Raw genomic sequence first — 24,715 nt, forward strand, 5'->3', positions numbered from 1 at the left:
CGGCATTTGAACCGAGCCGCCACGGGCAAGATGCGGCGCCGTGACCCGATACGGGGCATGCTTGCGCTGGCGCGTAGTCGCTGCCGGCGTAGCGGGCTGGAATTCTCGCTTTCCCCTGATGATGTGACGATTCCCGAGACGTGCCCGATATTGGGCATTCCTCTGTCGAGCGGCTTGGGTTGCGGGCGCGGGCAGAAGCTTATCGAGCGAGACGACAGCCCCAGCCTCGACAGGATCGACAACAGCAAGGGCTACGTTCCCGGAAACGTGGTGGTCGTGAGCTTCCGCGCCAACCGCATCAAGTCAGACGCTGCCGTCTCCGAACTCCTCAAGATAGCGAGGTTCTATGCCCAATTGGTCGCCGCCCAGAGAGGGGCGCTTTCCGTGCCCGGAGTGCAGCCACACCCGCAAAAAGAAGAAGGACAAGTGTCTCCATGTCAGCCGAACTGAAACCGGATATGTCTGGCACTGCTTCCACTGCGGGTTCACCGGCGGCACCGGCAATTCACCCGAGGCACGTAGCCTGGATCGAAGCCCGCGGGATTTCCGCCGATCTGGCGGCCAAGTTTGGTCTGGCGACGGTCGATCGCCACGGCGCGAAGTGGCTCGCGGTGCCCTACGTGGAGAGCGGCAAGACCGTGAACCACAAGTACCGGCTGACCTCCGAGAAGCGCCACGAAATGGACCGCGACGCGCCGCTGGTGCTCTGGAATTCGGCAGCGCTGGACCGCGCTGTGGAAACGGGACAGCCGTGGGTTCTCTGCGAGGGCGAATGGGACGCGATGGTGGCGTACCAGTTGGGCTGGTGCGCCAGCTCGGTTCCCAACGGGGCGCCCTCCGCTGAGAGCGACGATCCTGCGAACGCCAAGCGCTACGAGTTCCTGTGGCGGGCCCGCGACCAGATCAACCGGGTAAGCCGGATCATCCTCGCCACCGACGACGATCCCGCCGGCAAGGCGCTCCGGGCGGACCTGATTGCGCTCCTCGGAGCGGATCGGTGCAGCTTCGTGGAATACCCGTTCCCGGCGAAGGATCTGAACGAAGTCCTGTTGGAAGCCGGCGCCGATGCGGTCCACAAGGCGCTCCGCGAAGCCAAGCCGGTCCCCGTCGAAGGGCTGTACCGGCTGAGCGACTTCCCCGACATGCCCGAGGTCCGCGGCATACCGCTCGGCATCGACGCGCTCGACGGCAAGATCGAGGTCGTCCCCGGCACCCTCACGGTGTTCACCGGCTACGCGAACATGGGCAAGACCACGGTCACGAATACCGTCATCGCCCATGCGATCATGCGCGGGCTCAACGTCTGTCTCGGAAGCTTCGAGACGATGCCTAAGCCGATCCTGCGGGACCAACTGGCGCAGGCGCTGATCGGCTGCTCGCGCTACGAGTTGACCAACCACCCGCAGCGCCAGGCGGCATTCGAGACGCTGGAAAAGCAGCTCCGTATCATCAGCAACTCGCTCAACGAGGAGTTGGAGATCGACATAGACGGGCTACTCGAGTTGGCTCGCACGGCGGCTGTCCGTGATGGCTGCAAGCTGTTCGTCTTCGATCCCTGGAATGAGGTCGAGCACAAGCGCAAGCACGACGAGACGATCACGGAATATGTCGGCCGCGCGATCCGGGCGGTGAAGCGCTTTGCCCGCACGCACAACGCGGCGGTCTGGATCGTGGCGCACCCGACCAAGCCGCAGAAGGGCGTCAACCAGATGCCCAGCCTCTACGACGTGTCGGACTCCGCCAACTGGTCGAACAAGGCCGATTACGGGCTCGTCTATCACCGCCGCGACAAGACGGTGAACGAGGCACAGCTTGCCGTCGTCAAGGTCCGCATGGGCCTTCCCGGCGAATGCTGCTGCACGACCGTGATGCTGGATCAGCGCACCGGGCGCATTCGGGGAACCGAAGCATGAAGCTCCCCTACCAATGGTCCTGCTTATGCGGATGCAGAGACGAGACCAACACCCCGCCTTCATGCTGGGGATGCGGGAACACTATGCGGCTGTGGAAGGAGCTGGGGAGATGACGATTTGGAGCGCAGACCTCACGGACGCCCAGCTCAAGATGCTGATGGCGTCCACTGTGGAAGGATACGGCGTCGAGCTGCGAGGCTCCGGCCCGTGGACAGTAGCGGGCAACCTTGTCGGCAAGGGGCTCGGCCATATCGAGGGCGGAGAGCCCAACGGCAGCAGCCTCCCCGGACTGTTCTTCGCCAACGATGAGGGCATCCGCATTCTGCGAGAGTTCGAGCCCGAGCCCGGTGAGGAAGATGAGTCCGCTGACGCTTTCGATCGGTATTTCGAGGCGATGACAATGCGGGGCTCGCATGACGCCCGCTAACCCACTGAAATCCCCCACCAACAGCCCAATGGAGTGAATGAGGATGGGACGTAAGACGACCACGCGCAGAGCCCGCCCTCGTGCCATGAAGACCGAGGGCGAGCGGATTGTCGAACTGGCTCAGGCCATCGGCATCCCTGAGCGTCAGTGGAGCAAGCTCGGGCTCGGCAAGGTGGTAGACCTGTCCGGAGAGCTGGGCGGCGGGCGAAACAGCATCGTCAACGTGCTGATCAATCGCGGAGGAACGGCAGTGGAGCGGTGGATGGCGAACGACAAGACCGGACTGTTCGAGGAGGGGCAGCAACGAGCTATCCGCTATACGCAGGGCCTGTGGATCCGTGCGGAGGGCAAGCTGCGCGCCGTAGATCCAACCCGCGACGTGGTGGACGAGATGGTGGACGGCATGTCGCAGCAGGAGGCCCTGGACGAGCTGCAGCGCCTCAAGAGCCGTGTGCCGAACCCCTATTGGGACGTGTACGAGAACGTGTGCCGCTTCGATGAAGAGGCGGGCGTCGCTGGCTCGCGCCTCGCCAGCAACAGCCGATCCGCGATCGATGCTGCGAAAACTACCGTCGCCTTCACCGCCAGCCTCATCGCGCAGTGGCGCAGGCTGTGACAGAGGCGGAGCATCTGGCGGCCATCAGGGATGCCGCGCTCGACTACATCGCGGCAGTGCAATCGTCGGTTCTGTCGCACGACGCTGTCCTCATAGACTTCCCCCTTGAGGTGGAGGAGAGGCTGTTGTCGCTTCTGGCGCCAGATTATGGCTTGACTGGTGCGCACTTATATGTCAGCGATATGTAAGTCGCACTAGTTGCGCCCAGCCCGAAAGGAAGGTGATCAAGCATCTCCTCTGTGGGCCGGGTTAGTGCCCACCAATCGGCCCGCCATTGAGCGGGCTTTTTCGTATCCGGCACACGCCGGTCCCGCCAGCCCACTATCCGGCGCACGTACAGAATGGCCGAGAGCCCTTAGCTCGCGTCCGGCACTGGTTGAGCTGGCGGGAACTATTCAACACAGGAGCAACCGCATGGGACGGCCCACCGACTTCACGTCGGAGCTGGCGTGCATTTATGGGCTCTTCGATAGCACGGGCGCGCTCCGCTACGTGGGCAAGGCTCGGGACGCGAAGGCTAGGCTAAAGGACCATATGAGGGAGTGCCGCGGCCATCGCCGCCGTACGCCGCTCTATGACTGGCTTCGCAAGCATGGTGTTCCCGAGATGCGCCTCCTTGAGGCCGATTGCGTCGATTGGCGCGAAGCTGAGAGGCGGCACATTTCTGAGGCCAGAGCGCGCGGTGAGAGATTGCTCAATATCGCTGACGGGGGCGACCAGCCTCATTGTCCTGCGGAAATTCGGGCTCGCAACGGCGCCGCGAATGCGGCGGCCATTCACGGCGATCCTCTCAAGAAGAGGATCTGGAATGCCAAGAGGGCGCTGGCGCAAGGGCTCCGCCAAGGTATGGTGATGAATTCCACCCGCGCGAAGATGCGGGAGGCTGCTCACCGGTTGCCGCATCTTTTTGGTGAGTGGGCCACCATTCCCGACCGCGAGGAGCGGGCTTATGAGCGGTGATGATACACCGAAGAAAACACCGGGTAACGGAAACCTCATGCCGCCGTGGCAGCCGGGGCAGTCTGGTAATCCGGCTGGAAGGCCAAAGGGGTCGCGGGCAAAGCTGGCTGAGGACTTCTGCCAGGCGCTTTTAGACGACTTCGCCGAAGGTGGCGCTGAGGCTATCAAGCTGATGCGGGCCGAGAAGCCCAACGAGTATGTCCGAGCAATCGCCAGCGTGATCCCCAAAGAGTTCGAGGGCAACCTGACTGGCGACCTATCGGATGAATTGAAATCGTGGTTGGGCCTGCCGAAGTCCTAGCCCTCGCTGCCAAGCGCTGGCCCGACAAGCGAGCCCGTCTCTCGGACGGGTTCTACAAGATCAAGACCAAGGACGGGAGCACGCAGCCATTCCGCATGAACGCGGATCAGGCGCGGTTTCTGGCTGACCGGCATGGAATGGACGTGGTGTTGAAGGCCCGGCAAAAGGGCTTCACCACCGTCATTCAGCTCGACATGCTGGACGACTGCCTGTTCATCCCGAACACGTCGGCGGGCGTGATCGCGCACAACCTGAACGATGCGAAGGCGTTCTTCGCGGACAAGATCAAGTTCGCCTACGACAATCTGCCCGGCGCCTTCCGCGAGGTCGTGAGCGCGGAGCAGGACGCCGCGGACAGCATGAAGTTCAGCAACGGGTCCAGCATCCGCGTCGGCACGTCGCTGCGCTCGGGCACGCTCCAGCGGCTGCATGTGAGCGAATACGGCAAGCTCTGCGCGAAGTACCCGGAGAAGGCCCGAGAGGTTAGAACCGGCGCGTTCAACACGGTTCAGGTGGGCCAGTCTATCACCGTAGAAAGCACGGCCGAGGGGCAGGCTGGCGACTTCTTCGACATGTGCGAGGCGGCGCGCAAGAAGGAGGAATCGGGCGCGAAGCTGACGCCGCTCGACTTCAAGTTCCACTTCGCCCCGTGGTTCACGAGCGAGGAATACCGGCTCGATCCTGACGGCGTGATCGTCACGCGCGAGACGGAAGAGTATTTCGCCAAGGTCGAAGCCGAGATGGGTGTCTCGCTCGATCCGTGGCAGCGCGCCTGGTACGTCAAGAAGGCGGAGCAGCAGGGCGACGACATTAAGCGGGAGTATCCCTCGACGCCGAAGGAGGCGTTCGAGGCGAGTGTCGAGGGGGCGTATTTCGGCCCGCAGCTGACCGCGATGCGCAAGCAGGGGCGGATTTGTCGCATCCCGATCCTCGACGCGCCGGTCTACACGACCTGGGATCTTGGTTTGGACGACAGCATGGCGATCACGTTCTGGCAGGACGTGGGGCTGGAGCGTCGCGCGATCGACTATTACGAAAACAATGGCGAGGGCTTCGGCCACTACGCCCGCATCCTGAGCGAGCGCGGATACAACTACAGCCGGCACTACATGCCGCACGACGCCGATCACCGGATGCTGAACGTCAAGGCGACGACACGGCGTCAGGAGGCTGAGAGCGCCGGCATCAAGCCGATTGAGGTGTTGAAGCGCATCGCGACCGAGCAGGATGGTATTGAGGCGAGCCGCGCCTTCATGCCGAAGGTCTACATCGATGAGGACCGCTGCGCGCAGCTGATCAAGTGCCTCGATAGCTACCGCAAGGAATGGGACGACAAGCGCGGGTGCTTCAAGGACCATCCGCTGCACGACTGGTCCAGTCACGGGTACAAGTCATTCGAGGGAGCGGCGATCCGGCCGCAGCCGCAGGCCCAGCAGCCTATCGACCTTTCACGCCTGACGAGGGGAATCGCATGAGCCGCTATTTCTCGCGCCCGGCAAAGCCGATCCGCGCCGATGATGACTGGTGGTACGCCCCCACCCCGTTGCTGCCGTCACTTTCCGTCAGCGATCACGAGCCCACGGACACCGGTTTGCTCGATGTGCGGGGCGATCCGATCGTGCGTGCCCCGAACCCTATGGGCTTTGGCAAGGACGCGGAATGGTGATCGAGCTTCCCGCGGATCTTCTCAACCACCTGCAGGGCGAGCACCAGCGCGCCTTCGACACGTCGCTCATGGAAGAACGCAAGATCGCGGTCGAGTTCTACCAGGGCAAGCCGTTCGGTGATGAGGTCGAGGGCCGGTCGCAGCTGGTGACGCGAGACGTTGCCGAGGTGATCGATTACGTCGCCATCAACGTGCTGCAGAAGGTCATCAGCGACAAGGTTGTTGAGTTCGAGGCGCGTCGGGAAGCAGACGTTGAACGCGCTGCCGAGGCTACCGAACTGGTGGCGTGGCAGTTCATGCGCGAGCAGGCGGGCATTTCGATCGTCCGCTCCGCGCTCCTGTCGGGGCTCAAGGAAAAGACGGGCGTCCTCAAGACTTGGGTGGAGCAGGCCGAGGAAACGGTCGAGGGTTTCGCTACCAACCTTGACGACGAAAGCATCATCGCGGCCGAGGAAACTGGCGAGTACGACGCCGATCCGGTCACGGGCGAGGTTGTGCCGCTTCACCGGGTCCTGCGGCGCGTCAAAGCCCCTGCGCGGTTCCGTGACAGTGCGGTGCCCAACGAGGAATTTGGGTTCTCGCCGGATGCGCGCAGTCTCGATGAGGCCGGGTACATCGTCCATCGCACCCGCTATTCGCTATTCCAGCTGGCGGAGACGTTCGGCATCCCGCACGAGGAAGCGGCGCTGTACGGGGATGACACGGGCGTCGGGCGCCAGCTTTCGGACGCTCGCGATTCCGGGCGCTCGTACAAGGACGGCGACGACAGCGGCAGCGGGCTCGCTCGCAAGGTTTGGGTCGAAGAGGAATACGTTCGCTGGGACTGGAACGGCGACGGCCATGCCGAACTGATCCGGGTGCAGCGCGTCGGAACCCGAGGGATTTCGGTCGAGCAGGTAGACGAACAGCCTTTCGTCATCTGGTCGCCCTTCCCCGCCGAGCACCGCATCGTTGGCGAGAGCCTTGCCGACAAGACGATGGACATTCAGCGCATCCGCTCGATGCTGCTTCGGCAGGCGATGGACGCGCTCTATTTCGCCAATGCGCCGCGGTCGCTGATCGAAACGTCCAACATGGACCCGAACACGATCGATGACATGCTGAGCATCGTGCCCGGCGCGCCGATCCGCTATACGGGTACCGCGCCGCAGCCGTGGCAGATGCCATTCGCCGCGCCGCATGCATTTACCGCGCTGGAGTTCATGACTGGCGAGCGCGAGAGCCGCACGGGCGTCACGCGGCACAACCAGGGGCTCAACCCGGACAGCCTCAACAAGACCGCCTCGGGAATGGCGATGCTGCGAGAATCGGGCGACCAGATCCCCGAATACATCGCCTACAACTTCGCGGAATGCCTCGCTGAGCTGTTCGAAAAGAAGCTGCGCCTAATGAACAAGCACGGCAAGACCGCCGAGCTGCGCGTCGGGGGCGAGTTCAAGCAGGTTGATGCGGGCACGCTGAGCAGCGACATGGACCTCGGCATCCGCGTCGGGCTCGGCACGGGCCGGAAAGACCAGCGTCTCCAGCATCGCATGATGCTGCTCGACCTGCAGAAGCAGGCGAGGGAAATCGGCTCGCCGCTGGTTGACGACAAGAAGCTCTACAACAGCGCCGAGGGCATCGTTGCTGATGCCGGCCTTGGCGACGTGAACAACTTCTTCAACGATCCCGACACCGTGCAGCAGGACCCGAACGCGGAGCTGCAGAAGGACCCGGCGACGATCGAGGCCGAGGGCAAAGTCGCGGTGGAGATTGAGAAGGAGCGGACCCGACAGGCGGAAATCGCCGCCCGCGCGGAGAAGGACGCAGCCATCCTCAACAACGAACTGCAGATCAAGGCGATGGGCCAGCAGCGCGAATACGCTCTTGGCCGCGAGCGCATGTATCTGGAGCTGGGCATGGCCTATGACCGCGAAGGCTTGGCCCCCGACTTCCGACCCGGCGGGAGGCTCGACGCATGACGCCCGAGGATCAGATCGAGGCAGGTCGCCGCGCCAAAGCTGCGCTTGCGGTCCTTGATGATGCGTTCGACGCAGTGTCCGAGGGCTATCTTACCCGCCTTCGCCAGATCGCAGTCGCCGAGCCGTGGGCCGCTGACAAGCTTCGCTCCCTCGCGCTTGCACAGCAGATCGCGGAGGGCGTGCGCAACCACATCAAGGCGATTGCCGCGGGGGCAAACGTCGGCGAGGCAGAACTCGAGTATCGGCGGAAGATCGAGCGCATGTCGCCCGAGCGTCGGCGCGCTCTGGGTATCGCGCTTCCGACGGACCTTTGGCGCGGATGAGGTGGGCAATCGAGGCGTACGAACGCCTCATCGCTGCCCAGCAGAACCAACCAGCACCGGAAGATGAGGAGCGCGCCCGGAAGGAAGCCGAGCGCCAGGCCGTCAACGCCCGCATTCGCAGGCGCCTGCCGAAAGTGATCTGACAGCCGCTCATTCCGGGCGGCTTTTTTCGTGGAGCAACCGATGGACCAGCTTGCCACCGACCCGGTGGCGGCATCCGAGGTCGATCCCGCCGAAGACCCGGCGGAAGTCACCGGAGCCGCCGAGGAACAGCCTTCGCTTGAAGGCGACATGTACCCCGAAGACGCATCCGAACCGGAGGGTGTCGAGGGGGAGGAGAACCCCGACGAACCGGAGGGCGAACCGGACGAACCGGCCATCGAGCCCCCGCATTCGTGGAAAGCCGAAGACAAGGAGCGGTGGGCGAACATCCCCCGCGAGGCCCAGGAGATCATCGCGCGGCGGGAAACCGAGGTCGCGCGGCTGATCACCGACAAGGGCAAGGAAGTCGAGCAGGCCAAGACCGAGACCGTCACGCAGGCGGCGCAAGAGATTGCGGCATTCCGGGACCAGCAGGCGCAGACCTATCTCCAGCTCGCGGCGCAGATCATGCCGCAGGAGCCGGATCAGCGGTTGCTCTACTCGGACGATCCGCAACATCACGTCCTCTACAATCAGCAGCGCGCCATTTGGGAGAGCGCCGTAGCCCAGCAACAGCGGTTGCAGCTGGCGGCGCAGCACGAAGCGGCGGAGGCCCAGCGGATACAGCAGGACTTGGAGGCGCAGGCGAAGGCGGCGGATGACGCCAAGCTTCGCGAAGCCTTCCCCGAGTGGTTCGATGACGGCGAGACCGGAAAGAAGCTCCAGAGCGAGTTGAAGTCCGCGGCCGACGAACTCGGATACTCGGAACTCTGGGAACAGCGAAACGCAGCCGATGTGCTGGCGCTTCGGAAGGTGGCGGAGTGGCGCGCTGATGCGCGGCGCTGGCAGTCCTACGACCGCAACCGTCGCAACCCGAACGGCACGTACAAGGCGGCCCAGCGGCAGCTTCCTCCCGTGACCAAGCCCGGCAGCGCTCCGGGGAACGCGGTGCAGAGCACCGACCCCGTGAAGCTGCTCTATCCCAACGACTGATTAGGAGGCCAGCATGGCTACGATCGGGAATTCGTACCTGAATCTCATCGATATCTACAAGCGCAGCGATGCCAACAAGAACATCGTTCCCGTCATCGAGGCGCTCAACACCCTCAACCCCTTGATGCAGGACGCCTTCGTGGTGGAGTGCAACCAGGGCACCAAGCACCTGACCACCACGCGCACCGGCCTTCCCGCCGTGACGTGGGGCCGGCTGTACCAGGGCATCCCGCAGAGCAAGTCCACCACGCAGCAGGTCGAGGACACGACCGGTTTCGTGGAGGGCCTGTCGTTCGTGGACAACCGCCTGCTCGAAATCTCGAAGAACCCCGGCGCCGTCCGCATGTCGGAAGCGCAGCCGTTTCTCGAATCGATCGCGCAGGAGGTTCAGACGAACTTCTTCTACGGCGACACGGCGACCACCCCCGAGCGGTTCAAGGGCCTCGGCGCGCGCTACAACAGCCTCGCCAATCCGAACGTGATCAGCGGCGGCGGCGTGGGCTCGGACAACATGTCCATCTGGTTCGTGACCCACGGCTCCAACCAGACGCGCATCATCTACCCGGAGGGGACCACCGCCGGTATCAGCCGCAAGGACAAGGGCGAGCAGCGCGTCACGGACGACCTCGGCAACGCCTACTACGGCAAGGAAGAGGAATTCCGGCAGTATGTCGGCGTTTCGGTCGGCGACTGGCGCTGGAACGCGCGCGTCGCGAACATTGACGTGTCGGATCTGCTCGCGGGCACGACCGACCCGTACAAGTTCCTCCGCCAGGGCTATTGGAAGCTGCAGGGGCGCCGCAACGGCAAGGTCCGCAACGGCGGCATGATCACTCCGGGCCGCACCGTCATCTACGCCAACCGGGACTTCCTGCTGGCGCTAGATGCGGCGACCACCAACGCCAACAAGGTGCAGCTGACCCCGGACGAGGTCGCCGGCACCGAAGTGCTGACGTACCGCGGCATTCCCATTCGCGAGACGGACGCGCTGATCAACAGCGAAGCTCTGGTTTCGTAAGGAGAAACAGACATGATCATGGATCGCACGCTCCTGTTCAGCGATGGGCAGGCCATCACCGCGACTGCGGCCTCGACCAACACCGTCGATCTGGGCGCAACGGGCACCGTCTACGGCGCTTCGTCGCCCATCGTCCGCGACGTTGGCCCCGGCCTCGGGGTGCCGCTGCACTGCGGCGTCACGCAGTCCTTTAACAACCTCACGTCGCTCACGATTTCGATCGAGACCGACGACAATGCGGCGTTCTCGTCGGCGGTGACGGTGTTCACCTCGCCGGCCTACACGCTCGCGCAGCTGGCGGCGGGCGCGAAGCAGCTCCTTCCGACCCACATCCCCGTGGGGACGAACGAGCGCTACATGCGCCTCAAGTATACCGTCGCCGGCACCGCGCCCACGCTCGGCAAGATCACTGCCGGCGTCGTTGACGGCCGCCAGTCGGCCTAACCCGGAGGTTATGAACATGAAGAAGATGCAGGCATACACCTCCACGCTCCCCGTGGAGCAGCCGCAGGGCGTCTACAACAAGCCGGGCGAGGTGTTCTATTCGGACACCGACAAGCCCGGCGAGGGCTGGGAAAAGGTCGATCCCAAGGACGCAGCCGCGATCGAGGCCGCGACCAACCCGGTGCCCGAGGACGCCAATCTGGAGGCCGCCTCCAAGGCCGCGCTGGAGGCCGTGGCAATCATGCGCCACGTCAACATCGCCGGGCTCGACAAGCCGGCGCTGATCACGGCCATCAAGGCTTCGTACGAACCGAAGCTGTGATCTGAGAGGGCCGGGGAAACTCGGCCCTCTTTCCATTTTATGGAGGCGCGCGCATGTCGATTGCCATCCCGACATATGCGCCCGGCGCCATCGCGTCCTACACGGACCTGATCGCCGAAATCCGTGACCTTCTGGATGACAGCGACTATCGCCAGGACATTATCGACCGCGCGCTCCGCAAGGCCGAGGCCGAGTTCAACCGGACGCTGCGTGTCCCGGAGATGGAGACGCGCGCGATCCTGAACGTCACGGGCGAGCTGACGCAGCTGCCCGACGACTTCCTCGAGTTGCGGTATATTTTCTCGGAAGGTAGCCCCGACGCGCCGCTCAAGAGCATGTCGCCGGCAGGGATGCTTTCGACCTATGCCGGGGTGTCGGGCACTCCCCTCGCCTACACGATCGAGGGCGCCAACCTTCGCGTTGGGCCGGTCGGCACTGCGACGCTGGAAATCCTCTATTATCGCCCGGTGCCGCAGCTTTCGGACGCCCAGGTGTCCAACTGGCTGCTTGCGAAACACCCGGACCTCTACGTGGCCGGCGCCATGTACCATCTGGCCCACCGCGAGCGTGACAGTGGCGCAATGTCCGAGTGGGCGCAGGAAGTCGCGGCACTGACGGGGGCGATCACGCAGGCAGCGGCACGCAATCGTTGGGGCGCCGCGCCGCTGACGCCCAACGGCATTCAGCAGGTCCGAGGGCCGCGTGTCTAGGAAGCGCATCGCGTTTCCCGCCTTCCTGCCAGACCAGTTGCCGCGGAACGTCCTGACGCGCGCCACGAACGTATTTCCGGCAGTAGACGGGTACAGGCCGGTCAAGTCGCTGGCGGCGATCAGTGACCCGCTCCCGGCCTCTTTCCGGGGCGGCGGGGCCTTCATTTCGTCGGACGGCTCAGCGTACCTTCTCGCCGGCACCGCGAACGGTCTCGCGCGCTACACGGCTGGCGAATGGGATGACCTGATCGTCGGCATGAGCGTCGCGGATCGGTGGCGGTTCGCGCAGTTCGGCAACTATGTCGTGGCCGTCAATGGCGTCGATACCAAGCAAGTCGATCTGACGGCGGGCAGCGCTTCGGACCTCTCCGCGGCCCCCACGGGCAACGGCGTGGCAGTCGTCGGGGATTTCGTCGTCATCACGCAGGCGGGCGGCGACAAGCTGCTCGTGCAGTGGTCGGCGTTCAACGATCACACTGCATGGACGCCGGCTGTCGATCAGGCCGGGTTCCAGCCCATGCTTACCGGGGGCGAGGTCAAGGGCATTGCGGGGGGCGAGTACGGCGTCATCCTGCAGCGCTTCCGGCTCGTCCGCATGGAGCGCACCGGGGACGACAAGGCGCCGTTCAGCTTCGCGGAGATCACGCCGAATTTCGGCTGTGCGTCCGCAGGGAGCATCGCGCAGGCGGGCCGAACGGTGTTCTTTCTCTCCGACCGGGGTTTCATGGCGTTGGAGGACGGGCAGAGCCTGAAACCCATCGGCAACGAGAAGTTCGACCAGACCTTCCGCGATTCCGTCTCGCCTGACGACTACGAGAAGCTGTGGGCCGCGGTCGATCCGAAGCGCAGCCTCGTCATGTGGGGCATGCCGGGCACTCCGGGACGGATCTGGGTCTATAATTGGGTGCTCGATCGCGCCTCGACCATCGAAATGCCCTTCTCCGGCTTTTTCGCAGGGTACGAGAGCAGCATGACGCTGGAAGAGGTTGCGGCAGTCTATCCCAACCTCGACACGATGCCATACAGCCTGGACGACCCACGGTTTCAGGGCGGCGATCCCCGGCTCTACGTCGTCAGCAACGACAATGAGGTGGGAGCCCTTTCCGGACCGACGCTGGAGGCCACGCTGACGCTGGGCTGGGTCGCTCTGGCTGACCCGAATGTCGCCCGGGTTCGCGCCGTGTGGCCGATCACCGACGCAATCAGCGGGGTAACGGTCTCGATCGATGCGCGCCAGCAAATGGGCGGGGCGCAGGACGTGACCATTGCGGGCGAAATGCAGGCCAGTGGGCGCGCTCCGCTGCGGTGCCGGGGGAAATACCTGTCAGCCACCGTGAAGCACGCTGCGGGCTCTGCGTGGACGTATTCGCAGGGGTTCGACGTGGACTTTGAGGCGGGAGGGCTGCGATGAGCATTCCCACGGTTCCCGTTGACGCCAAACAACTCGATTGGCCCCGCCGTGTCGCGAACGCCGTGAACGCGCTGATCGGCAAGAGCGTGCAGCGTGACGGGGCGACCATCTACACCGCGCCGACGATCAGCAATCCCCCTACTCAGGCGGAAGTGCAGGCCATCGCCGACGCGGTGGAGGCCATTTCGGCGCGGCTAAAGTGACCGGGTTCCCGCCGCAGGCATGGGATCACTATCAGAGGCACAGGGACGAAATAGCGGGGCTGCTCGATCCTCGCTGCTACCACATCGACTGGCTCGACAACGAGCTCCTCAACACCCGAGCACTGGCCTTCGGAAGCGATAGCGCCGTCATCGTGGTCGCATTGAGGGCGTATCCCGCCGGCGCGACCGAACTGCACGGGCTCGTAGCTGCTGGGGAACTGAGCGGCATCCTCGAGTTGATCGACCAGGCCGAGGAGTGGGGCCGCGCGCACGGGATCACCTTTGCGGGCATCGCCTCGCGCCCGGGTTGGGCTCGGGTGCTCAAGGCCCGTGGATACGAGACCTACCAGACCGAATTGCGGAAGGAGTTGCACTGATGGGGCTTAGCAGCTCGACCAAGAAATCCTCAGTGAAGCCGGTCTATGCCAGCCAGATCGAGGGTGCCGCGAACAACGTGACCGGCGCCTATAACGCGCAGGCGCCGAAAATCACCGGCATCACCGACCAGCTCGCGGGGCTCGTGCCGGGGCTCGTGGAGAAATACACCGCTGGCGATCCCAACGTGAACGCGGCGAAGTCGTACAATCTCGACGTGCTCCAGGGCAAGTACCTCGGCGGAAACCCCTATCTGGAGGATATCGTCGGCAAGTCCGAGACGGACGCGCGCAACCACACCGCGGCGGCGCTTGGAACGCGCGGCCTGACGGGCGGCTCGGCGTTCGGTGACATTATCAGCCGCAACGTCCTCGATGCCGGCAACACGCTGCGGTACAACGACTACAACACCGAGCGGAACCGCATGGATAGTGCGGTCGGCTCGGCGGCGGGGCTGACGGCGGCCGAACAGATCCCGCTCAGTTCGATTATGTCGATCCTCCAGGCGCAGCAGATGCCGGTGCAGACGGCGGCGGGTGCGGGCTCGGCCGTGGGCGGGCTGTTGGGTCAGTACACCAACCAAAAGCAGACCTCGACGCCTTCGCTGATGGACCAGATCGGGCAGGCGCTCCAGATCGGCAAGACTGTGGCGGGGTTTTTCCCATGATCTTCGGCGCTCCCCTCATCCTCGACGCTGCCCGCAAGGGCGTGGCGCAGGCCCTTGCGCAGCCGCGCGATCCGCAGCCCGAGCCGTACAAGCCGCGCAAGCGCACGCTCGCGGACAATCTGGGGCTGCTCGCTGACGCCTTCCGCGGCGATCACAGCAACGAACAGATGCTTGCCGAGGAAGAGGCGCAGGCGCGGGCCGAATGGCAGGCGACGCAGGGGGCATTGCTCCGCCGTGCGCAGGAGTTCGCCGACTGGCAGAAGCGCTACGATTATGAAACGGCGCACCCGCGCGCTTCGGCGCCCCAGCCCACGGAATTCGAGCGTCTCGTCGGAGCTTCGGGGCTGCCGCAGGACCAGCAAACCCAGATCATTCAGGACTATATCCGCAACCGCGCCAAGAACGGCGGCGCGTCACTCATCGGCGCGCCCCAGGGCGTGACCTTCACCCCCATCCCTTCGTCGGCGGGAGGTGCGGGGAATGCCTCCCCGCGTCCCTTTCGCTGACGTGATGGGTGCCGTGGTGCAGCAGGAAAGCGGAGGTCGGCCCGGCGTGTCGAGTTCAGCCGGCGCGCAAGGAATCGCCCAGGTCATGCCGGCTACGGGGCAGGCGATGGCGCGGAAGCTGGGGCTCCCGTGGCGTCCGGATCTGATGACGGGGACCAACGAGACGGCCGCACAATATCAGCGCGCGCTCGGGGAGGCGTACTTGCAGGAAGCGATGGAAGCGAACCCCGGCAATCTGCGCGACGCCCTGCGGTATTATCACGGTGGCCCGAACCGCCGAATGTGGGGGCCTAAGACCAACTCATATGCTGACAGCGTGATCTCACGCCTCGGAGGGCAATAATGGCGACACAGTTCCCCGAAGGTCAGCGTCTTCAGGGCAGCGACGGCAATGTCTATGTCGTGCGCGGCGGCGTGCCGGTCTTGGAAAGCGCGGTCCAGCAGGATCAGATGCGCCAGCTCCAGATCGACAAGCTGCGCGAGGAAATGATGCGGGAGCGCGCGAAGTCCAGTGCGACGGCGCCCTATGATCCCGTCATCGCCGCCGCCAATGCCGCCAAGGCGAAGGCCGACGCCGAGAAAGCGACGCGCGACCTTGCGGCCCAGCAGGCCACCGCCTCCCCCGAGCAGCAGAGGGGCATGGCTGACCTCGCGAACGACGAGGTGCTGAGCGCTATCGCCAAGGCGCGCGATGACGTGAACGCAGGGTGGTCGACGGGCTATGCGGCGCGCATCGGCAAAATCCCCTTGGTAGGCGGCCTTCTGGAGCCCCAGAGCGCCGTCGATCTTGAGGGCTCGCTGAACACCATTGCGTCGCGCCTGACGCTGGACAAGCTCGCCCAGCTCAAGCAGTCGTCGCCTACTGGTGCATCCGGCCTCGGGAGCCTTACAGAACGCGAGGGCGCGTTGCTGCGCGATAGCGTCGCAGCGCTCGGACAGACGCAGAGCCAGGATCGGCTTCTTGAGAACCTTGCGGAGGTCGACAAGCACTACCGCAACCTTCTCGCGCTTTCGAAGGGCGAGGATTACCGCGATCCCAAGGTTGCCGAGAAATACGGCATCGTCGCGATGCCCACGAAGAAGGGTGAGTACGACGGGCGCACGGGCGGCGACGACAGCCGCATCAACCCGAGCCTCGCGCCTTCCGGGGCGGATTACCGAGAGGAGCCCGATCCTGCGCTCCGTGGCGTCAACGCCCGCGTGCGCGCGATGGTCGGCGCTGGCCGTTCGGCGCAGGAGATCACCGACTACCTCAACAAGGTGAGCCCCGGCCTCGGCGACCGCAACGCGCCCGATGCGCAAGCCGCAGTCGCCTTCCGCGCGCAGAACCCGCGTGTCCCGCTGGACCGATATGTGATTTCTCTGGAGAACCGGCGTATTCCGATGGGCGGCTTCCGGCAGGCCCTCAATACCGCTGCGCAGACGACGGGCGGCGCCCTCACCACCGCTGCGACCGACGCGCTGACTGCCTTCAATCTCCATCGGTTCACCGACAATCCCGAGTTGTCGCGCGCTGGCATGAACCAGCTTGCGCAAGACAATCCCGTTCCATCGGTATTGGGCACGTTGGCCGGTGGCGCGCTGGCCGGAGCGGGCATCGAAGCGGCGCTGCCCGCCCGCCTGCTTCCTGCTGGGGCTGGCGTGCTTGCCCCCCGCCTCCTTGCCAGCGATGCGATCTACGGCGGCGCTGCGGGCTATGGGAACAGCGACGGGTCTTTGTCGGGCACCTTGAAGGGTGCGGCAGAAGGCGCCGTCGGCGGCGTTCTGGGCCGCGGCGCATTTCGTGCAGCAGGCACCGCGGCGCGGGGCGTGACCAACCCTGATGTTCAGCTGCTCCGCGAGGCGGAAGTCCCGATGACCGTTGGCCAGATGGCTGGCGGCCGGCTTGCGCGCCGGGAGGATCGGCTCGCCGGGTATCCGGGGATCGGCGACGCTATCGGCCAGCGCCGCCGCGCTGGTTTCGAGGGCTTCAACCGCGCGGCATTCCGGGAAGGGCTCGAGCCGATCGGCCAGACCGGCGTCGCGAACATCGCCGAGCAGGGCATTGATGAAGCTCGCCAGTCCGTATCCGACGCCTACCGCGGCGCACTCGGCGGCGTGAACATCACGCCTGACGCGCAGTTCGTCAGCGAGGGCGGAGCAGCTCTTGCGCGCGGAAGCGGCCTCGCCCGCACCGGCCCCGAGTTCCGCTCCTTCATGGATGAGCGCGTCGGCCCTCTGTTCGGGCAGACGGGCCAGTTGAGCGGTGCGCAGTTGCAGGATGCCATTCAGGGGCTGCGCCAAGCGAACTTCGGCACTGACTCGATGGGCAATCTGGCCTCGGAGGCGGTGGGCGATTTCGAAGGCGCGCTGACGGGGTTGGTCAATCGCCAGGCACCCGAAGTGATGCCGCAGCTCAATGCTGCGAACCGCGCCTATCGGAATACGGCGATCCTTGCCGATGCCGTTGGTCGGGGCATGAACACTGAGGGCGTCTTTACCCCTGCCCAGCTCGGGCAGGCTGCGCGTGCCAATGCGACGAAGTTCAATGGCAAGATGGCCGCCGCCTCGACGGATCGACCATTCTTCGATTTGCAGCGCGCCGCCCAGAACGTGCTTCCGTCAAAGGTGCCAGATAGCGGGACGGCGGGACGCATCGAGGCAGGCCGCGGCATGTTCGGCGCGGCCCGAGGCGCAGTTCGCAACGCGATCAACGGCCCCCTCTATGCCGAGAGCGCGCAACCGATGATCGCACAGATGCTGCTCGATCGGCCCGATTACGTCCGCAGACTGGGTGAGGAAATCAACCGGAAGACCCGCATCGGCGGGCTATTCGGGGCGCCCATACTGGTCCAGCGCGGCGTTGTGCAGGACTATTGAGGCTCGGCTGTGTTCAGCGATTTCATAAGCAGGAACACCATCAGCGCGAAGGCCAGCAGGCAAGCGTAGGTGAACCATAAGCCGCGCTCGACGGACAGCAGGAATATGCCGCCGCTGAACGGCAGCGCCACGAACACCACGCAGAAGATCAACTCAGCGAGATAGAGGCGCCGGTCGGTCCAGAACCCGGCGTTGCGTAGTGCTGGGGGAGTCGAACGGCGCCGGCTCTTAAACGCCCGATAGCGTCGGATCAGCTCTCCGCCGATGCCCGCGCCAAAGCAGGCAATCACAATCCGCCAGTCAATGTCCACGGCGTCTCAATAGACGATTTCCGGAGCCAACGCCATGCCCAGCCCAACCGAGTTCTCGACCACCCCGGCTGACAACACGACGATCGGCGGCGTCAACATCGCTGAGAACTGCTCGCCGGGCGGCCTGAACGACGTTGAGCGCTACCTTGCCGCCACGATCCGCGTCGCCTGGGACGCCATTCCCGACGCCAACGCGCTGATGCCGAAGGCGGGCGGAGCTTTCACCAACCAGATCACCCGGCAGGGCCGCGGCGGCTATCTCCATTTCTCCAGCGCATCCCTCACCGACGGTCAGGTTTACGCCCTCCCGGAGGGCAACGCCCGTCCCGCAGCGGCCGAAGGCGTGATCGTCTTCTACTACAGCTGATGGAAGGGTTCATCGCTGGCGCGTGGCGCCAGTTCCTCCGCTCCGAGATCTACCTCGGTGGGCAATGGCGACGGTTGACCCGCGTCGAGGGATATGTGGGCGGGCAGTGGCGGACGTTGGCACGCTTCGTTCAGCCGTTGTCCGTCTCGATTAGCCCAACGAGCGTCTACGGTTTCGCCAATCCGTTCAAGCCTTCCGTGCAGACGGTCACGTCGGGAACGGTCGTCGCGACGCCCTCGGGAGGGCTCGGCCCCTATTCCTACGCGTGGAGCAGCGGGAACAGCCCGACGAGCGCCTTCAACAGCTTCACGGCGACCTTGGCGGCGAACACCGAACTGGACTTCGCCGCGACCCTCACCGTCACCGACAGCCTCGGCTCGACCGCGAATGCGAGCGTGGACGTCACTCTCGTCAACGAATCCCAGACCTGAGGAAGCCCGATGCACCACTATTTCGAGGCGCTCACCAACACCAGCGGTGAGAGCCTGATCGGCTATTTCGCGCGCGTGATCGATCGCTCGACGCAAAGCGCCGTCACGCTTGCCTCAGACGAGAACGGCACGCCCATCGTCACGGTCTCGGGCCATGCCGACATGGCAAAGACCGACGACTACGGGAACCTCGACTTCTACGTTGAGCCCGGCACGTACCACCTCGACATTTATGCACCGGACGCGACGACGTTTCGCTACCGCGTGCCGAATGTCGGGATGAGTTCGACGCAGGGTGAGCGGGGACCTCAAGGGGAGAAGGGAGACCCGGGCGCCGCTGGCAACGTGGCGGCCAATCTCACCCAGCTCGGCAACGCCGCGACCACCAACACCACGATGATCTACGACCAGGCGACGTTCACCTGGACCACGGGCGATTTCTCGGCGCTGATCGATAACGTCAACTATGTCGCCAGCAGCTCGACCCCGAGCACGTCAGGCGCATGGGTGCGGCAGAGTTCGACCAAGGTTGCACACAAGCCCACCGGCACCGGCACGCGCATGCGCACCTCTGCGCAGGTGATGGACGAAGTCGTCTATGCGAGCAACTTCACCGGATATGACGAGACCGGCGTAACCGACAGCTCGGCGGCGATCATGGCCGCGGATGCCGTGGCGCGGTCGCGCAACAAGACGCTGATTCTCAGCGGGACGCCTCTCGTCACGCAGACGCTCCTGATCGACGCGCCGACCAACTGGCGGATGCAGGGCACGCACTTCAAGCCGGGCTTTCCCAACGCGGGCCCTCGCATCATCAAGCCTGCGACGATGAATGCGACGGTCATTCGGATCACCCCGAACGCCTATCAAACCGTGCTCGACGGCATCGCGATTGCCGGCATCACGGGCAATGGCGGCGACGGCATCCACATTGAGGCGGATTGCGTCACGCTATTGAACTGCTCGGTGTTCCGAATGGGGCAGGACGGCGTTCGCATCGGGTCCAAGGTGGCCAACCCCTACCAAGCCGGCCCGCCCGCCGTTAACTACAACGCCAACTGCTTCAACCTCATCAGCCTGCATTCGGCGTACAACGGTCGCGACGGCCTCCATATCAATGACCTGTCCGGGGTCACGAACGCGAATGCCGGCGCGGCGCTTCGGCCTGTGCTGGTGGCGAACGGGCGCCACGGGCTCTACGTCAACAACGCCTATCTCGGGAACTCCTTCATTTCTCCTCTGGGGGAAGCGAACGGGACCACCGATCCGACCGGCAGGGGCGTCTACTTCGATACCAACGCGCTGCACCAGGTCGTCATCGGCGGCGACCTGGAGGCCAACACCGGCGGCGACTATTTCGAGGCGGTCCCCGGAGCGAACTGCGTCTACGGCGCCGTAGGAACGGGCGTGCGCATCTTCACGCAGCTTGCCCACGGCTCGTGGACGCCGACGATCATCGGCTCCACTACCGCCGGCACCGCCACCTATACGACGCAGCGCGGCCACTACAGCGTCTCGGGCCGCATGGTCAGCTTCATGGCCGAGATTGTTTGGTCGGGGCACACCGGCACCGGGGATCTTCGCGTCACCGGCTTCCCGTTCAGCCCGCTTTCCGTGGACAGCAGCGTTCCGAACTTCGTGCCTGCAACCATCGTGTCGAGCGGCATCACTCTGGCGGCGGGAGCCCAGCTCAAGGCCGGGTTCAATCACAACGGCAACTTCCTGCGCGTGTGGACCTCGAATACCGGCACCCTCACGACGCTGGCGATGCAGACCGCGGGGACGCTCTACATCCAAGGTGCCTTCATGGCCGGCTTCCCGTCCTAGCCATGCTCCGCGAGAATCATAACATCAGGCGCGAAGCTGGAGAGCCAGCGGTTGCGCCTGACTGCGCGGTCGTAGGGAATGAGCGCCTTGCCCATCAGGCGGCCCAGCCCCGGCAGCAAGAGCAAGTGACGGCGAACGTCGATGACCCGGAGCCCATGCGCTTCCAGCGATCGGCGAACATCATCCAAGGTGGTAGGCCGATAGCGCGGCGTCGCCTTGCTCCACAGGCGGCGGACGCGGTTGCAGGCGAGGTGGAGCTTGGCCGTCAGGGAAGTCGCGTCGCTGAGTTGCACGACGCAGCGGCCTCCCTTCCGGAGCGAGCGCGCAACGCTGGCAATGACGGGGTCGGTGGCGTCCACATGGGCAAGAACGCCGATGCACAGCGCGGTATCGAACACCGGCCCTTCATCGAAGCTGTGGAGATCGGCGCACCGGAATCGCGCCGACGGAAGCGGGACGGCGCGGCGCGCTGCGAACAGCATTCCTTCGGAGCTATCCACAAGGGTGGCATTTGCGCCGGGCGCGCAGACCGCGGCCGAAATCAGCCCATTGCCGCAGCCGAGATCCAGAATGTCGCGGGGGTGTTCGCCCAGCAACTCGCGCACGACCGACGCGCGCGCGACGACGCGGTAGTTCCCGCCCAGGTAGTTGCCCGGTTTCGCGAAGAACGCCTCGGCGATGCGGTGGCGGTCGCTCTCCCCCGCAGCTCTGCGGATCACCTCCAGCACCTTGGGGGCCTGCGACCGAAGCGAGTAGCGCTCGACAACTCTGGACCGACCCTTGCCGCCCATGCGGGACCGGAGCGCAGCGTCGGAAAGCAGCGTATCGAGCGCGCCGGTCCACTCGCATTCCTTGGAGGCGAGGAAGCCGTTTTCGCCGTGGGTCACAATCTCGGGGTTCACGCCCACCGGGGATGCGACGACGGGCAGTCCGCAGGCCGCGTACTCGATCAGCTTGAACCCGCACTTGCCCCGCGCCCAATTGGTGTCGGGAAGCGGCATGATGCCGATATCCATGCCCTGCACGGCGGCAATCTCGGTGTCCGCGCTCCAGTCCTGCGCGTCGATCCACCGGTGTTTCTTGGCCCGCGCACCACCCCCGATCACACGGAATATCGCGTCGTGCTTCGCGACGGCCTGAAAGATCGATGGCAGCAGCGGCTCGACATATTCCCAGGTCGAGGGCGAGCCGATCCAACCCACGATGGGACGGGGGTTGGCGTGTTCCCGCGGGCGCCACAGGTCGGTGTCGACCGTGGTCGGGATCACCGTCGCGGAACGGGCATGCGGGGCGATATGGTCCGCGAGGTACTGGTTGCCGCAGATCGCGTGCGCGCCCTTCCACAGCGGCTTGAGCTTGTCGGGGAAGCGGCTGCGAGCGTGCTGGTGAAACAGCGCGTCATCGAGGTCGTAGACGACGGGCTTCCCGATGGCGGTGGCGAGCCAGTCCAGGGGCAGGCCGGGGAACAGCTCGGCATGGACGAACGCCACATCGAAGTCTCTCCGCCGCGCAAGAATAGCGAGTCTGCGCAGATAGTTACGCGCGACGCTCCGCCACGGCTTGGGTCCATCGTGCGCAATGGCGCCGAGGTAGTTGTCCCCGAGCAGATAGTCGTGAGCGACCGTGACCCCGTTGGCGGCAAGGAACGGCTCGTATTGGGCCAGACGGTGGCGCGTCGCCGCCGCATCGTTTCCGTATTTCAGGAAGGCCAGAACTCGCAAAGGCTGCGAGTGCGCCGCCGCCGCATCTTGGGCGACATCCAGCTGTGTTGCCATCCCACGAATCTACCACAGCGGGGCCTCCGCACCAACAACAATCAGATGGCGGAGTCGCTACATGCATGACATCGACTACACCGGCCCTCAGGGGGGCATGATGGGCATGGCCTTCGCCGGGGGATGGGCGATTGCGACCGCGCTCTGGCTGGCGGTGGGCGGTGTCATCTGGCGCTTCTTTGTCGAGCCCCGGATCAAGCAGCTCGAAAAGGACCGCACAGACGATCAGGCCAAGTGCCGCGAGGAGACCGACCGGCTGCGTGACCGGATTTTGCAGCTTGAGACGCTGCTGATGCTCCACGGCCCCCAACAGCTTCGACAGGCCATGCAGGCGGTGGCGTCGGAGGCGCGTGTCGAAATTCGTGAACTGCGCGAGGAGATCAAGCCGTGAGCAAGACCATCAACGCCATCATCGAGGACGTGCTCACGGCCGAGGGCGGCTATGTGAACGACGCCCGAGACGCTGGCGGCGAGACCAATTTCGGGATCACGCTCGCGACCGCGCGCGCGGATGGATACGCCGGCACGATGCGCGAACTCCCCCGCGAGCGCGCTTTCGAGATCTACCGCCGCAAGTACGTCGTTGCTCCGGGCTTCGACAAGATCGTCCCTATCTCGGCGCGGATCGCGGCCGAGCTGGTCGATACGGGCGTCAACATGGGGCCGAAGGTCGCGGCGCAGTTTCTCCAGCGCGCCTTGAACGCGCTCAACAACCAGGCCCGCGATTACATCGACCTCGCCGTGGACGGGGTGGCCGGCGCGAATACGCGACTGGCGCTCAATTCCTTCCTCAACCGCCGCGGCGCCGATGGGGAAGTGGTGCTGCTCGCCGCGCTCAATGGCCTTCAGGCAGAACGCTACATTTCCCTCGCAGAGGCCCGCCAGAGCAACGAGGCATTCGTGTTTGGCTGGCTCAAGAATCGGGTGCTCGCATGAACCAGTGGAACGACCCCAGGTTGCTCGTCACGCTGCTGCTGATCAGCCTGTTCGCCTTCGCCTATCTGCGCAACCCGTCGGACGACATGATGACGGGCGCCATCATCACCGCCTTTGCCGCCGCCTATGGCTATTGGCTGGGCGCGAACAAGGGCAACGACAAGGCGAGCGACAACACCGGGGCCGCCTTTCGCGCGATCGAGGCCGCAGCGAAGGCGCAGCCGCCGACCGACGAGCCCACGGAGCCGCTGCCGTGACCGCCTTCCTCACCTCGCTCCTGGGCAACGAAAAGCTGGCCCGCGCAGCCACCCGCATCCTGATCGCGCTCGCCCTCATCGGCGCCGTGCTCATCGCGCTCAAGCTATACGGTGACAGCCGGTTCAAGGCGGGCCGGGAAACCGAGAACGCAGCATGGCACGCCGCATCGGAGAAGCTGATCCAGCAAGCTGCCACATCAGCAAAGGACGCAGACAAGGCCGAGGTCGCCCGCGTGCTCGACCACACCGCCAAGGTCGAAAAGGAAAAGGAACGGATCGATGCAGCGATTGAGAACGGCAGCTCACCTTTCGACGCTCTGTTTCCTCCTGCTCCCGTCATGTAGCGATAAGGTCGTTGCCCCGCTGAAACCGCCGGCAGAGCGCCTGCAATGCGTGGCGGCAGGGGAGCGGCCCGCCGTGCCCAAGGAATACGCGATCGACTGGAGCAAGGTCACGACCGTTGCCCAGGCACGCGCCGAGCACATGAAGTTCGTCGCCTCGGTGCGCTCGCGGGAGGGTGTGGTGAGCGGGTATATCCTGAGGATCGAGGGGCAGCTGTTCGCGTGCTCGAACAACGCTGCTTGGCTGCGGGACTTCTATGGGAAGCTGCCGGGCTGACTCAACTCCCGCGCATGTTCTCCCCATGTTCCACGCATGCGCCGAATCGCCGACATGCTCGATCATCCCGCCGAAGTCGTAATCCTGTGCGGCTGCGTCTCGGTGAAGGTGGCTCGACCGGGCTGGCTGCTGGTCCGCCTGGGACCCGAAGCGACGATCGAGGATGGGGAGCGCCGGCTGATATGCCGGAAGTGCGGGCAGCGGCCCACACTCAAGCCCAAAGGCATATGGAACGTCACCGGCGGCCGAGACAGGCGCGTTGATCCGCCGCCGATGCCGGATTGGGTGGACCTGTCCTAACCCCAAAACCCCGGCATACCTGACACTGCCAGCGCTATAGCTGCCACCAGCGCGATCCACACGGCCAACCTCCGCCA

At 64.9% G+C, this 24,715-nt stretch carries 33 protein-coding genes; 31 read left to right on the forward strand and 2 right to left on the reverse strand.

Going from position 1 to position 24,715, the window contains the following annotated elements; all coding sequences use genetic code 11:
* Positions 1 to 57 precede the first annotated feature (57 nt).
* From J7500_RS15530 to J7500_RS15635, 22 genes are all read left to right on the forward strand, one after another.
* Positions 58 to 450, forward strand: coding sequence for a hypothetical protein (locus J7500_RS15530; protein ID WP_294062809.1), 393 nt, complete (start codon positions 58 to 60; stop codon positions 448 to 450).
* A complete protein-coding gene (locus J7500_RS15535; RefSeq protein ID WP_294062810.1) occupies positions 435 to 1,913 on the forward strand; it encodes a DnaB-like helicase C-terminal domain-containing protein in 1,479 nt (492 codons plus the stop codon). The genes J7500_RS15530 and J7500_RS15535 overlap by 16 nt, the downstream gene beginning before the upstream one ends.
* Positions 1,914 to 2,022: 109 nt before the next feature.
* On the forward strand, positions 2,023 to 2,340 hold the full coding sequence (locus J7500_RS15540; RefSeq protein ID WP_294062811.1) for a hypothetical protein: 318 nt from the start codon (positions 2,023 to 2,025) through the stop codon (positions 2,338 to 2,340).
* Between the two features lie 85 nt (positions 2,341 to 2,425).
* A complete protein-coding gene (locus J7500_RS15545; protein WP_294062812.1) occupies positions 2,426 to 2,956 on the forward strand; it encodes a hypothetical protein in 531 nt (176 codons plus the stop codon).
* Between the two features lie 414 nt (positions 2,957 to 3,370).
* Positions 3,371 to 3,916 (forward strand): GIY-YIG nuclease family protein, encoded by a 546-nt coding sequence (locus tag J7500_RS15550; protein ID WP_294062813.1) that lies wholly within the window; start codon positions 3,371 to 3,373, stop codon positions 3,914 to 3,916.
* A complete protein-coding gene (locus J7500_RS15555) occupies positions 3,906 to 4,217 on the forward strand; it encodes a DUF5681 domain-containing protein (protein WP_294062814.1) in 312 nt (103 codons plus the stop codon). The genes J7500_RS15550 and J7500_RS15555 overlap by 11 nt, the downstream gene beginning before the upstream one ends.
* Positions 4,193 to 5,692, forward strand: coding sequence for a hypothetical protein (locus J7500_RS15560; RefSeq protein ID WP_294062815.1), 1,500 nt, complete (start codon positions 4,193 to 4,195; stop codon positions 5,690 to 5,692). The genes J7500_RS15555 and J7500_RS15560 overlap by 25 nt, the downstream gene beginning before the upstream one ends.
* Positions 5,689 to 5,883 carry a hypothetical protein gene (locus J7500_RS15565; RefSeq protein ID WP_294062816.1) on the forward strand — a complete coding sequence of 65 codons (195 nt, stop codon included), beginning with the start codon at positions 5,689 to 5,691 and terminating at the stop codon, positions 5,881 to 5,883. Before J7500_RS15560 ends, J7500_RS15565 begins: the two co-directional genes overlap by 4 nt.
* On the forward strand, positions 5,877 to 7,844 hold the full coding sequence (locus J7500_RS15570; protein ID WP_294062818.1) for a hypothetical protein: 1,968 nt from the start codon (positions 5,877 to 5,879) through the stop codon (positions 7,842 to 7,844). Before J7500_RS15565 ends, J7500_RS15570 begins: the two co-directional genes overlap by 7 nt.
* Positions 7,841 to 8,167: a hypothetical protein gene (locus J7500_RS15575; RefSeq protein ID WP_294062819.1), complete on the forward strand. Its 327-nt coding sequence runs from the start codon at positions 7,841 to 7,843 to the stop codon at positions 8,165 to 8,167. Before J7500_RS15570 ends, J7500_RS15575 begins: the two co-directional genes overlap by 4 nt.
* A gap of 183 nt (positions 8,168 to 8,350) precedes the next feature.
* Positions 8,351 to 9,301, forward strand: coding sequence for a hypothetical protein (locus J7500_RS15580; protein WP_294062820.1), 951 nt, complete (start codon positions 8,351 to 8,353; stop codon positions 9,299 to 9,301).
* A 13-nt stretch (positions 9,302 to 9,314) separates the two neighbouring features.
* Positions 9,315 to 10,319 (forward strand): major capsid protein, encoded by a 1,005-nt coding sequence (locus tag J7500_RS15585; protein WP_294062822.1) that lies wholly within the window; start codon positions 9,315 to 9,317, stop codon positions 10,317 to 10,319.
* A gap of 12 nt (positions 10,320 to 10,331) precedes the next feature.
* A complete protein-coding gene (locus J7500_RS15590) occupies positions 10,332 to 10,763 on the forward strand; it encodes a Bbp16 family capsid cement protein (RefSeq protein ID WP_294062824.1) in 432 nt (143 codons plus the stop codon).
* 16 nt (positions 10,764 to 10,779) lie between these two features.
* On the forward strand, positions 10,780 to 11,085 hold the full coding sequence (locus J7500_RS15595; protein WP_294062825.1) for a hypothetical protein: 306 nt from the start codon (positions 10,780 to 10,782) through the stop codon (positions 11,083 to 11,085).
* Between the two features lie 53 nt (positions 11,086 to 11,138).
* Complete coding sequence (locus tag J7500_RS15600) at positions 11,139 to 11,795, forward strand: hypothetical protein (protein ID WP_294062826.1); 657 nt, start codon at positions 11,139 to 11,141, stop codon at positions 11,793 to 11,795.
* Positions 11,788 to 13,206 carry a hypothetical protein gene (locus tag J7500_RS15605; RefSeq protein ID WP_294062827.1) on the forward strand — a complete coding sequence of 473 codons (1,419 nt, stop codon included), beginning with the start codon at positions 11,788 to 11,790 and terminating at the stop codon, positions 13,204 to 13,206. Before J7500_RS15600 ends, J7500_RS15605 begins: the two co-directional genes overlap by 8 nt.
* On the forward strand, positions 13,203 to 13,409 hold the full coding sequence (locus J7500_RS15610; protein ID WP_294062829.1) for a hypothetical protein: 207 nt from the start codon (positions 13,203 to 13,205) through the stop codon (positions 13,407 to 13,409). The genes J7500_RS15605 and J7500_RS15610 overlap by 4 nt, the downstream gene beginning before the upstream one ends.
* Positions 13,406 to 13,786 carry a hypothetical protein gene (locus tag J7500_RS15615; protein ID WP_294062830.1) on the forward strand — a complete coding sequence of 127 codons (381 nt, stop codon included), beginning with the start codon at positions 13,406 to 13,408 and terminating at the stop codon, positions 13,784 to 13,786. The genes J7500_RS15610 and J7500_RS15615 overlap by 4 nt, the downstream gene beginning before the upstream one ends.
* Positions 13,786 to 14,451: a hypothetical protein gene (locus J7500_RS15620; protein WP_294062832.1), complete on the forward strand. Its 666-nt coding sequence runs from the start codon at positions 13,786 to 13,788 to the stop codon at positions 14,449 to 14,451. Before J7500_RS15615 ends, J7500_RS15620 begins: the two co-directional genes overlap by 1 nt.
* The gene (locus J7500_RS15625; protein ID WP_294062834.1) at positions 14,448 to 14,957 is read left to right on the forward strand and encodes a hypothetical protein; all 510 of its coding nucleotides are present in this window, start codon (positions 14,448 to 14,450) and stop codon (positions 14,955 to 14,957) included. Before J7500_RS15620 ends, J7500_RS15625 begins: the two co-directional genes overlap by 4 nt.
* Positions 14,958 to 14,961: 4 nt before the next feature.
* Positions 14,962 to 15,300 carry a lytic transglycosylase domain-containing protein gene (locus tag J7500_RS15630; RefSeq protein WP_294062836.1) on the forward strand — a complete coding sequence of 113 codons (339 nt, stop codon included), beginning with the start codon at positions 14,962 to 14,964 and terminating at the stop codon, positions 15,298 to 15,300.
* Positions 15,300 to 17,816, forward strand: coding sequence for a hypothetical protein (locus J7500_RS15635; RefSeq protein WP_294062838.1), 2,517 nt, complete (start codon positions 15,300 to 15,302; stop codon positions 17,814 to 17,816). Before J7500_RS15630 ends, J7500_RS15635 begins: the two co-directional genes overlap by 1 nt.
* Here J7500_RS15635 and J7500_RS15640 read toward each other — a convergent pair.
* Positions 17,810 to 18,127 carry a hypothetical protein gene (locus J7500_RS15640; protein ID WP_294062840.1) on the reverse strand — a complete coding sequence of 106 codons (318 nt, stop codon included), beginning with the start codon at positions 18,125 to 18,127 and terminating at the stop codon, positions 17,810 to 17,812. The two genes, J7500_RS15635 and J7500_RS15640, sit on opposite strands and share 7 nt — an antisense overlap.
* Before the next feature lie 34 nt (positions 18,128 to 18,161).
* Between J7500_RS15640 and J7500_RS15645 the strand changes: the two genes are divergently transcribed.
* The 3 genes from J7500_RS15645 to J7500_RS15655 are packed head-to-tail and all read left to right on the forward strand — an operon-like array spanning position 18,162 to position 20,752.
* Positions 18,162 to 18,494, forward strand: a complete 333-nt coding sequence (locus J7500_RS15645; RefSeq protein ID WP_294062842.1) for a hypothetical protein — start codon at positions 18,162 to 18,164, stop codon at positions 18,492 to 18,494.
* A complete protein-coding gene (locus J7500_RS15650) occupies positions 18,494 to 18,925 on the forward strand; it encodes a hypothetical protein (protein ID WP_294062844.1) in 432 nt (143 codons plus the stop codon). Before J7500_RS15645 ends, J7500_RS15650 begins: the two co-directional genes overlap by 1 nt.
* Before the next feature lie 9 nt (positions 18,926 to 18,934).
* Complete coding sequence (locus J7500_RS15655) at positions 18,935 to 20,752, forward strand: hypothetical protein (RefSeq protein WP_294062845.1); 1,818 nt, start codon at positions 18,935 to 18,937, stop codon at positions 20,750 to 20,752.
* Here the strand turns inward: J7500_RS15655 and J7500_RS15660 are convergent.
* Positions 20,749 to 22,527, reverse strand: a complete 1,779-nt coding sequence (locus J7500_RS15660; RefSeq protein ID WP_294062847.1) for a methyltransferase domain-containing protein — start codon at positions 22,525 to 22,527, stop codon at positions 20,749 to 20,751. The two genes, J7500_RS15655 and J7500_RS15660, sit on opposite strands and share 4 nt — an antisense overlap.
* A 61-nt stretch (positions 22,528 to 22,588) precedes the next feature.
* Here J7500_RS15660 and J7500_RS15665 point away from each other — a divergent pair, with 61 nt between their 5' ends.
* From J7500_RS15665 to J7500_RS15690, 6 genes are all read left to right on the forward strand, one after another.
* The gene (locus J7500_RS15665; RefSeq protein WP_294062848.1) at positions 22,589 to 22,918 is read left to right on the forward strand and encodes a hypothetical protein; all 330 of its coding nucleotides are present in this window, start codon (positions 22,589 to 22,591) and stop codon (positions 22,916 to 22,918) included.
* Complete coding sequence (locus J7500_RS15670; protein ID WP_294062849.1) at positions 22,915 to 23,463, forward strand: glycosyl hydrolase 108 family protein; 549 nt, start codon at positions 22,915 to 22,917, stop codon at positions 23,461 to 23,463. The genes J7500_RS15665 and J7500_RS15670 overlap by 4 nt, the downstream gene beginning before the upstream one ends.
* A complete protein-coding gene (locus J7500_RS15675; protein WP_294062851.1) occupies positions 23,460 to 23,720 on the forward strand; it encodes a hypothetical protein in 261 nt (86 codons plus the stop codon). The genes J7500_RS15670 and J7500_RS15675 overlap by 4 nt, the downstream gene beginning before the upstream one ends.
* Complete coding sequence (locus tag J7500_RS15680; RefSeq protein WP_294062852.1) at positions 23,717 to 24,064, forward strand: hypothetical protein; 348 nt, start codon at positions 23,717 to 23,719, stop codon at positions 24,062 to 24,064. The genes J7500_RS15675 and J7500_RS15680 overlap by 4 nt, the downstream gene beginning before the upstream one ends.
* 73 nt (positions 24,065 to 24,137) lie before the next feature.
* Complete coding sequence (locus tag J7500_RS15685; protein ID WP_294062853.1) at positions 24,138 to 24,338, forward strand: hypothetical protein; 201 nt, start codon at positions 24,138 to 24,140, stop codon at positions 24,336 to 24,338.
* Positions 24,339 to 24,374: 36 nt separating this feature from the next.
* Positions 24,375 to 24,638 carry a hypothetical protein gene (locus J7500_RS15690; RefSeq protein WP_294062854.1) on the forward strand — a complete coding sequence of 88 codons (264 nt, stop codon included), beginning with the start codon at positions 24,375 to 24,377 and terminating at the stop codon, positions 24,636 to 24,638.
* Positions 24,639 to 24,715: the final 77 nt, after the last annotated feature.

Source organism: Sphingomonas sp. (genome assembly GCF_017744835.1).
GTDB lineage: Bacteria > Pseudomonadota > Alphaproteobacteria > Sphingomonadales > Sphingomonadaceae > Sphingomonas.